The following is an 8,962-nucleotide window of genomic DNA, read 5'->3' as shown; positions in this document are numbered from 1 at the left end:
CTTTCCAGCACGGGAAAGGGGAGGCGGCCGAGCGCTGCGCGGCGTAGTCGCTTCAGGGGTACCGCATTGGCGAGGCGGTTCTGCCAGCGGGCAATGAAGCCCGTGGTGGGCGCGGTGTAGCGGAGGAAGGGCATCGCGGCCGTTCTTGTTGGGCGAACCGCGGTGGAGGGCAATGAAAAAGGGCGGCCTCTTGCGGGGCCGCCCTTTTGTTTCTGCCAGCGCCGCGGGCGAAGCCCGCGTCGTCGGTCGGGGCCTTGGCCCCGCCGGCCGCTCGCGCCGAATTTTTGCCTCGGTCCAGCTTCGCTGGACCTTGGCTCAGCGCGAGTTAGCGCGAGTAGAACTCGACCACCAGGTTCGGTTCCATCTTCACCGGATAGGGCACTTCGTCCAGCGTCGGCACGCGGGTGAAGGTGACCTTGGTGCCTTCGGCGCCGATATATTCCGGAACGTCACGCTCGGCGAGGGTCTGCGCTTCGAGGACCAGCGCCATTTCCTGCGCCTTGGTGCCCAGCGAGATTTCGTCGCCGACATAGCAGCGGCGCGACGCGATGTTGCACTTCACGCCGTTGACGCGGACGTGGCCGTGGCTGACCAGCTGGCGCGCGGCGAACACGGTCGGCGCGAACTTGGCACGGTACACGATCATGTCGAGGCGCTGTTCGAGCAGGCCGATCAGGTTCTGGCCGGTATCGCCCTTCATGCGCGACGCTTCTTCATAGGTGCGCTTGAACTGCTTTTCGGTGACGTCGCCGTAATAGCCCTTCAGCTTCTGCTTGGCGCGCAGCTGGATGCCGAAGTCCGACATCTTGCCCTTGCGGCGCTGGCCGTGCTGGCCGGGGCCGTATTCGCGCTTGTTCACCGGGCTCTTGGGGCGACCCCAGATATTCTCGCCAAGGCGGCGATCGAGCTTGTACTTGGCGCTGGAGCGCTTCGACATAAATATTCCAATGCAATCTGGTATGACGTTTGACCGTCCGGGGACGATCGCGGCTCCCGGTCTTCGCCTCCGACCCAAAGGTCGGGGCCACCGCTTCACCGGGAATGCGGGGCCGAATTGCGAAGCGGCGCGGTTAGCCGGTCACTCCCAGGGAGTCAAGGCACCGTCAATAGGTCTGCCGCGCCGTCCGCCGCCGCATGGCATCGGCATCCTGCTCGCCCGCCTTGTCGATCGCGGCCCAGTCGGCCGGCGTGCGGCATTCGCGCTTCGGCCCCAGGCGGGAACCGGTGGCATTGGGGACGCGGCGACATTCGCGTTCCGGCGTGGCCTTGCCCGGCGCGGGGGAGGGGACGGGCGCCTGGAGGGTGGCCGAGGCCAGCAAGAGAAGCAGCGACATCGACCGGCACCCCGTTTGTATTGTGCGTGGTCGGGGAGCCTAGCGCGGTTGTCCGGACGAGGGAAGGATCGACAGCGGAGCATCTGTCGCTACAACGCGCAACCATGACGATCCTGCCCGGCCCCGACTGTACCACCATGACCGACGTCCGCGCGGGCGTGGATGCGCTGGACCGCGAATTGGTCGCGCTGCTGGCGCGGCGCTTTGCGTACATGGATGCGGCAGCGCGGATCAAGCCGGGGCGCGGCGCGGTGCGCGACGAGGCGCGCAAGGCTGAGGTGATCGCGAATGCGCGGGCGGCGGCGGTCGAGATGGGTGTGCCGGAGAACGTGGTGGCCGACCTGTGGGAGCGGCTGGTCGAGGCGTCGATCGCGTATGAGCTGGCAAGGTTCGACGCGACGCGGGGGTAGCTTCGCCTTCTCCTCCATTCCCCATCCGTTCGGTTCGAGCAGCTTCGAGCTTGTCGAGAAGCGGGTTGGGTGAACCATGCCCCGCATGGTTCAGGATTGTCCGGGGGACAATCCGACCCAACCCTCGTCGAGAACGCCCCGTTTGGGGCAACCCCTTCTCGACTACGGTTCTCGACAGGCTCGAACCTCCGCTCGAAGCAAACGGGATGGGGATAAGGGGGTGAGGATAAGGCTTGGCGGCGAAGCCTACCGCCGCCGCTTCGCCCCATCCAGTGCCGACAGCACGCCCCGCATCGTCCGGACCTCCTGCGACGTCCAGCCGGCCTTGGTCAGCAGCGTCCGGAGCGTCCGGCGCGACGTCGCCGCGCGTTCGGGGGGATAGAAGAAGCGGGCGGCCTCCAGCATGTCGTCCAGCTGGCCGATCATGCCCTCCAGCTCCTCGTGCGGGGCGGGGACGCCGAGGTCGACGGTCGGCGGGCTGGCCAGCCCCTCGCCCTTCGACCATTCATAGGCGACGAGGATCACCGCCTGTGCGAGGTTGAGCGAACCGAATTCCGGGTTGATCGGCACGGTCAGGATGGTGCGGGCCAGCGCGACATCGTCGGTTTCGAGGCCGGAGCGTTCCGGTCCGAACAGGATCGCCGAGCGGCCGGGTTCGGCGCGAATTGCCTGCGCGGCGGCTTCGGGGGTGACGACCGGCTTGGTGATGCCGCGCTTGCGGACCGTCGTCGCATAGACGTGCGCGCAGTCGGCGACGGCTTCGGCGACCGTTTCATAGACGGTGGCATCGCGCAGCACCTGATCGGCGCCGCTGGCCGCCGGGCCGGCCTCGGGGTTGGGCCAGCCGTCGCGCGGAGCGACGAGGCGCATCTCGACAAGGCCGAAGTTCAGCATGGCGCGCGCGGCCTTGCCGATGTTTTGCCCCAGTTGCGGGCGGACGAGGACGATAACGGGCTGGTTGTTCACCGCCCCCTCCCGTTCGGTTCGAGCAGCATCGAGCCTGTCGAGATGCGGTTGTCGAGAACTCGCCGCCGTAGAGATGGTCGACCAGTCGCCGCGGAACAGCCCTTCCTTCTTCTTGCGCGACCAGTCCTTGACCTGCGTCTCGCGCTCCAGCGCGTCGGTACGGGTCTGGAAGCTCTCGTGCCACATCAGTTCGACCGGGCGTCGGTCATGGGTATAGCCTTCGAACGCGCCCGACTGATGCTCCGCGATGCGGCGGTCGAGGTCTTCGGTGTGGCCGGTATAGTAGGTGCCGTCCGAGCATTTCAGGATGTAGACGTAGAACATGACAAGCCTTGGGGTCCGGCGACCGGGTTCTCGACGGTCGTATCTCGACAAGCCCGATACTGCTCGAACCGAACGGGGGGAAGGGGCAGGCGACCGGGTTCTCGACAGACGCTTCTCGACAGGCTCGAAGCTGCTCGAACCAAACGGTGTGAGTGTGGGAACGGGGTTAGGGGTGAAGGGGCCTCACCCCTTTGCCGCATCCCCCACGGTCCCGGCAAATTCCTCGAAATCCTTCGCCTCGCGGAAGTCCTTGTAGACGCTGGCGAAGCGGATGTAGGCGACGGGGTCGAGGCCCTGCAGCCCTTCCATCACCAGTTCGCCGATCCGGCCGGAGGGGACTTCGCTCTCACCTGTGGTTTCGAGCTGGCGCTGGATGCCCGAGACGAGGCGTTCGACCTGGGTGGGGGTGATCGGGCGCTTGCGGCACGCGGTCGCGACCGAGCGGAGCAGCTTGTCGCGGTCGAAGGCCTGGCGGCGGTCGCCCGACTTCACGACGGTCAGGTCGCGCAGCTGGATCCGTTCGAAGGTGGTGAAGCGCGCGCCGCAGCCCGAACATTGCCGGCGGCGGCGGATGGCGGCGCCGTCGTCGCTCGGACGGCTGTCCTTCACCTGACTGTCTTCATGGGCGCAAAAGGGACAGCGCATCGAAATTCCCATTGGCCCGCCCGCCCCGCGCAGTGGCGGGACGGGCAGGGTGCCGCATCAGTAGCGCGGCTGCTTCTTCGCCTTGTAGTACGCATAGCCGGCGCCGGCGGCGGCGCCGATCAGCGGGCCGACAAAGGGCACCGGAATCGCGATCACCGCGCCCAGCGCACCCCATTTCGCCATGCTCTTGCCAACCGACTTGTCCTGCATTTGTCGAACTCCTTACAGACCCGGATAGATCGGGAACCGCTCGCACAGCGCCCGAACCCGTGCCTTAACGTCCGCCTCGACCTGCGGGTCCCCGGCTTCGCCCTTTGCGCGCAGCCCGTCGAGGACATCGGCGACCATGTTGCCGATTTCGGTGAATTCGGCCTTGCCGAAGCCGCGGGTGGTGCCGGCGGGCGACCCCACGCGGATGCCGCTGGTCTTGACCGGGGGCAGCGGATCGAACGGAATGCCGTTCTTGTTGCAGGTGATCGCCGCACGCTCCAGCGCCTCGTCGGCATCCTTGCCGGTGACGCCCAGCGGGGTGAGGTCGATCAGCGCCAGATGGGTGTCGGTGCCGCCCGCGATGACATTCGCGCCACGGCTCTTGAGCGTGGCGGCCAGCGTCTGCGCGTTTTCGACGACGGCGCGGATATAGTCCTTGAACTCGGGACGTAGCGCTTCGCCGAACGCGACTGCCTTGGCGGCGATGACGTGCATCAGCGGGCCGCCCTGAAGTCCCGGAAACACCGCCGAGTTGATCTTCTTCGCAATGGCTTCGTCATTGGTCAGCACCATGCCGCCGCGCGGCCCCCGCAGCGTCTTGTGCGTGGTGGTGGTGACGACATCGGCATGGCCGAAGGGCGTGGGGTGCAGCCCGGCGGCGACGATGCCGGCGAAATGCGCCATGTCGACCATGAACTTCGCGCCGACTTCATCGGCGATCGCGCGGAACCGGGCGAAGTCGATATGGCGCGGATAGGCCGAACCGCCGGCGATGATGAGGGTCGGGCGGTGTTCGCGCGCCAGTGCCGCGACCTGATCGTAATCGATCAAATGGGTGTCGCGGTCGACGCCGTACTGGACCGCGTTGAACCACTTGCCCGACATCGCCGCCTTGGCGCCGTGCGTCAGGTGGCCGCCGGCATCGAGGCTCATGCCCATGATCGTGTCGCCGGGCTTGGTCAGCGCCAGCATCACCGCGCCGTTCGCCTGCGCGCCCGAATGCGGCTGCACGTTGACGAAGCCGCAGCCGAACAGCTGCTTGGCGCGGTCGATCGCCAACTGCTCCACCTCGTCCGAAGGGTGGCAGCCCTGATAGTAGCGCTTGCCGGGATAGCCCTCGGCGTACTTGTTCGTGAAGACCGAACCCTGTGCCTCCAGCACCGCCTTCGACACGATGTTTTCCGATGCGATCAGCTCGATCTGATAGCGCTCACGCTCCAGTTCGTGGGTGACGCCGGCGAACACGTCGGGGTCGGCATCGGCAAGGGTGGTTTCGAAGAAACCGTCGGGGCGGAACTGGTCGGTCATGGGCGCGGCTCCCGCTGAGAAAGAGGTCGCGCGCGCTTTAATCCGGGCGGTGTCGAAATGCCACCCGGTGAATCGGGTTTGCCCGGTCAGGCTGGCGGATTGCCCAGCTTGTCGACGCGGCGTTGGTGACGGTCGCCGCCGAACGGGGTCGACAGGAACGCACTCAGGCAAGCCTTTGCCATCTCGATCCCGATCAGTCGTGCGCCCATCGCGATGACGTTGGCATCGTTATGCTCGCGTGCCAGCGATGCCGAGAGCGGTTCGGACACCAGCGCGCAGCGGCACGCGGCGACGCGGTTGACCGCGATCGAGATACCGATGCCCGACCCGCACAATGCGACACCGAAATCGGCCTCGCCACCGCTAACTGCCTGGCCCAGCTTGTATCCATAGTCGGGATAGTCGACGCTGGCGGCATCGTGCGGACCAAGGTCGGCGACGTCGTGGCCCTGGTCATGCAACCAAGTGGCGAGTTCTGCCTTGAGCGTCAGGGCGGCGTGGTCGGATGCGAGTGCGATGCGGGCCATGGCGCGCTTCTAGCGGTCGGCACGGAGCAAGGCTAGGCTTCGTCGCAGACGGGCAGGAAAGGACGAAACGGATGCGTGGAACGATCATCGTCGCGGCTTTGGCATTGAGCGCGTGCGGCGCCAACGAGCGACGCAGCGAAGGGGCCGCGACCCAGGCCGACATCGAGAACAGCGCTGCGACGCCGCTGCCCGCGCCGATCGCCCCGCGCATGGCCAGCCCGACGCCGACTCCCACGCCGACGCCGACGCCGACGCCGACCGCGACCTCCGGCGCGACGGACACCGCCATGCTGGGCGCGAACCATTATCTGGGCCGGTGGATCGGGGTCGAGGGCATGTACCTGAACGTGACCGGTCCGGCGCAGGGGGAGGTGCAGCTGGAGATGCAGTACGACCTCGACAACAAGGGCCGCTATACCGGTACGATCACGCCCGAGGGTATCCGGTTCAAGCGCGGTGCGGAGACGTTGCTGCTGCGGCCGAGCGACGGCGATGCGACGGGGTTGAAATGGCTGGCGGGCAAGAAGGACTGCCTGACGGTCAAGTCGGGCGAAGGCTATTGCCGTGACTGATCCGTCGGCCGTCCCGACGCCGGTCCGGGTGCGGCCGCCGGTGCCGGCGCTGCTGCTGGGCTATGCCGGGTTGCTGCCGCCGATCATCGGCATCGCATGGCGGCTGATCGATCCGGCGCGGGGCGGCATGATGCTGGCGCTGTCGCTGCTCTACGCCGCGCTGATCCTGAGCTTCCTGGGGGGCATGTGGTGGGGCGCGGCGGCGGCGCGGGTGAGCGGCGCGGCACTGACCTTGTGGCTGGCGATCGCGGTCGTGCCGTCGCTGGTCGCGCTGGCGGCGGGGGCGGTGCTGTTCACCTCGGTCGTGTCGGCCGCGGCGATCGTCGCCGCCGGGCTGCTGGGGTCGCTGCTGGTCGACATGGCGCTAGTGCGCGCCGGGTATGTGCCGCCATGGTGGATGCGGTTGCGCCTGCCGCTGTCGGTCGGGCTGGCGGCGTTGACGTTGCTGGCGGGGTTGCTGGCGCAACGCTGAATATCGCTGCCACACCGGGCAAATGTCCGGCAGCGGACGCTCCGGCGATTAACCCATTTCCTGTGCCCAGTGGCGGTGAAGGGCGATTGAAAGCCCCGATCCGGCAGCTTAGCGTGCGGCAATGCCGATACGGTTCGACCAAGCCCATGCCGCGCTGGCGTTCCTCGAACGCCACGACCTGGAACCCAGCCCCGCACTGTACGACCTTGCGCTGGTGCATCTGTCGGATGCCGATCCCGTCTTGTCGCGGACGATCGAGCAGGCGGTCGCCGATGCGGGGCGGTTGCCGGCGGACCGGGCGGCGGCGCTGTACGCGACGCTGCGCGGCGGATCGGACCCGACCGATCCGCACGCGCTGGCCATGCGGATCGCCGGAACCGAGCGCGACCTGGCGATGCTGCGCGACGAGGTGGCGACGCTGCGCGCGCTGCTGCAGGGCGGGGACGCCGATCATGACAAGCTGACCAACGCGCTGAACCAGACGGGCGCGCGACGCATCCTCGATCAGATCGGCGAACAGGACCGCCGCTTCGTCGTGCTGATGGTCGCGATCGACCGGCTGATCGGTATCAATCGCGAATTCGGTCATACGGTCGGCGACAATATCCTCAACGCCTTCGCCGCCAAGCTGCAACGGACCTTTCCGGAACAGGAGGTGATCCGGTGGGGCGGGAACGAGTTCATCGTCGTGATTCCCGGTCAGACGATCACCGCCGTCCGCGCGGCGGCGGAGGAAGTGCTGCAAATGCTGGCCGAACGCAATTTCCGCTTGCGTGAATCGGGCGCGTCGATCGGACGGGTCACCGCTTCGGCGGGGATCGTGCCGGACCATGTCGGCAATTTCGAGACGATCCTGCGCGAAGCACGGGCGAGGATCGAAACCGCGGTCGCAGCGGGCGGGAACCGGGTCGAGGTGTAGGCCGGCAGATTCTCCCCATGCCGGGGAGGACCTTGCGCTACGCTGCCTTCTTCAGTTCCAGCCGGCCCCAGATTTCGACCAGCGCGGCGGTCAGTTCGCGCATCATAGCCTCGTCGTGGGCCGGGCCGGGGGTGAAACGCAGCCGTTCGGTGCCGCGGGGCACGGTCGGGTAATTGATCGGCTGTACGTACACGCCGTATTCGCGCAGCAGGATGTCGCTGATCCGCTTGGCCTTTACCGGGTCGCCGACCATCAGCGGCACGATGTGAGTCGTCGTGTCCATGACCGGCAGCCCGGCCTCGGTGAACAGCGCCTTCAGCATCGCGGCGGCGGCCTGTTGCCCGTCGCGCTCGGCAGGGGATGCCTTGAGGTGGCGGACGCTGGCAAGCGCACCCGCGACCAGCACCGGCGACAGCGAGGTCGTGAAGATGAACCCCGGCGCGTAGGACCGGATGACGTCGATCACGGTGCGGTCGGCGGCGATATAGCCGCCCATGACGCCGAACGCCTTGCCCAGCGTCCCTTCGATGATGGTCAGGCGCGATGCGGCATCGTCGCGCTCCGAAATCCCGCCGCCGCGCTTGCCGTACATGCCGACGGCATGAACTTCGTCGAGATAGGTCAGTGCGTTATATTTGTCGGCAAGGTCGCAGATCGCGTGGATCGGGGCCACATCGCCATCCATCGAATAAACGCTTTCGAACGCGATCAGCTTGGGCACCGCCGGGTCTTCGGCAGCCAGCAGTTCCTCAAGATGGGCGAGGTCGTTGTGGCGGAACACCCGCTTTTCGCAGCCCGAATGGCGGATGCCGGCGATCATCGACGCATGGTTCAGCTCGTCGGAGAAGATGATGCAGCCCGGCAGGATGCGCGCCAGCGTCGACAGCGTCGCCTCGTTCGAGACATAGCCCGACGTGAACAGCAAAGCTGCTTCCTTGTCGTGCAGGTCGGCGAGTTCGGTTTCGAGATCGATGTGATAGTGCGTGTTGCCGCCGATATTGCGGGTGCCGCCGGAGCCTGCGCCGACATCGTGGAGTGCTTCCTCCATCGCGGCGATGACCGCGGGATGCTGGCCCATGGCGAGGTAATCGTTCGAACACCACACCGTGATCGGCTTCGGCCCGTTATGCCCGGCGAAGCACCGCGCATTGGGGAATTGCCCCTTGTTGCGCAGGATGTCGATGAAGACGCGGTAGCGCCCTTCCTCGTGCAGGCGGTCGATCGCCTGTGCGAAGACACGGTTGTAATCGACCGAGCGGGCCGGAACTGCGTCGA

General features: G+C 66.9%; 12 protein-coding genes. 4 read left to right on the top strand and 8 right to left on the bottom strand.

Going from position 1 to position 8,962, the window contains the following annotated elements:
* Positions 1-325 precede the first annotated feature (325 nt).
* Positions 326-937 (bottom strand): 30S ribosomal protein S4, encoded by a 612-nt coding sequence (gene rpsD, locus QZ755_RS12980; RefSeq protein WP_242417682.1) that lies wholly within the window; start codon positions 935-937, stop codon positions 326-328.
* Positions 938-1,103: 166 nt separating this feature from the next.
* Entirely contained in the window at positions 1,104-1,334 is a 231-nt protein-coding gene (locus tag QZ755_RS12975; RefSeq protein ID WP_294323497.1) for a hypothetical protein, read from the bottom strand.
* 104 nt (positions 1,335-1,438) lie between these two features.
* On the opposite strand from QZ755_RS12975, the gene QZ755_RS12970 reads away from it, so the two are divergent.
* Entirely contained in the window at positions 1,439-1,744 is a 306-nt protein-coding gene (locus tag QZ755_RS12970) for a chorismate mutase (RefSeq protein ID WP_294323495.1), read from the top strand.
* Positions 1,745-1,990: 246 nt separating this feature from the next.
* Here QZ755_RS12970 and QZ755_RS12965 read toward each other — a convergent pair whose 3' ends face one another.
* The 5 genes from QZ755_RS12965 to rpiB form a co-directional block, all read right to left on the bottom strand.
* On the bottom strand, positions 1,991-3,034 hold the full coding sequence (locus QZ755_RS12965; protein ID WP_294323493.1) for a TrmH family RNA methyltransferase: 1,044 nt from the start codon (positions 3,032-3,034) through the stop codon (positions 1,991-1,993).
* 183 nt (positions 3,035-3,217) lie between these two features.
* Positions 3,218-3,679 carry a transcriptional regulator NrdR gene (gene nrdR / locus QZ755_RS12960; protein ID WP_294323488.1) on the bottom strand — a complete coding sequence of 154 codons (462 nt, stop codon included), beginning with the start codon at positions 3,677-3,679 and terminating at the stop codon, positions 3,218-3,220.
* Positions 3,680-3,736: 57 nt separating this feature from the next.
* On the bottom strand, positions 3,737-3,889 hold the full coding sequence (locus QZ755_RS12955) for a hypothetical protein (RefSeq protein ID WP_200922176.1): 153 nt from the start codon (positions 3,887-3,889) through the stop codon (positions 3,737-3,739).
* Between the two features lie 12 nt (positions 3,890-3,901).
* Positions 3,902-5,197, bottom strand: a complete 1,296-nt coding sequence (gene glyA, locus QZ755_RS12950) for a serine hydroxymethyltransferase (protein WP_294323480.1) — start codon at positions 5,195-5,197, stop codon at positions 3,902-3,904.
* An 86-nt stretch (positions 5,198-5,283) separates the two neighbouring features.
* Positions 5,284-5,724, bottom strand: a complete 441-nt coding sequence (gene rpiB / locus QZ755_RS12945; RefSeq protein ID WP_294323477.1) for a ribose 5-phosphate isomerase B — start codon at positions 5,722-5,724, stop codon at positions 5,284-5,286.
* A gap of 71 nt (positions 5,725-5,795) precedes the next feature.
* Here rpiB and QZ755_RS12940 point away from each other — a divergent pair, with 71 nt between their 5' ends.
* The 3 genes from QZ755_RS12940 (at position 5,796) to QZ755_RS12930 (ending at position 7,687) form a co-directional block, all read left to right on the top strand.
* Positions 5,796-6,296, top strand: coding sequence for a hypothetical protein (locus QZ755_RS12940; protein ID WP_294323475.1), 501 nt, complete (start codon positions 5,796-5,798; stop codon positions 6,294-6,296).
* On the top strand, positions 6,289-6,768 hold the full coding sequence (locus QZ755_RS12935) for a DUF3429 domain-containing protein (RefSeq protein WP_294323473.1): 480 nt from the start codon (positions 6,289-6,291) through the stop codon (positions 6,766-6,768). The genes QZ755_RS12940 and QZ755_RS12935 overlap by 8 nt, the downstream gene beginning before the upstream one ends.
* A gap of 121 nt (positions 6,769-6,889) precedes the next feature.
* Positions 6,890-7,687 (top strand): GGDEF domain-containing protein, encoded by a 798-nt coding sequence (locus QZ755_RS12930; protein WP_294323471.1) that lies wholly within the window; start codon positions 6,890-6,892, stop codon positions 7,685-7,687.
* Positions 7,688-7,724: 37 nt separating this feature from the next.
* On the opposite strand, the gene hemA is transcribed toward QZ755_RS12930, so the two are convergent.
* A partial coding sequence (gene hemA / locus QZ755_RS12925) for a 5-aminolevulinate synthase (protein WP_294323468.1) occupies positions 7,725-8,962 on the bottom strand: 1,238 nt, incomplete at its 5' end.

The organism is uncultured Sphingomonas sp., from assembly GCF_913776855.1.
Taxonomy (GTDB): Bacteria; Pseudomonadota; Alphaproteobacteria; order Sphingomonadales; family Sphingomonadaceae; genus Sphingomonas.
This window is presented reverse-complemented; position numbering and strand designations above follow the sequence as displayed.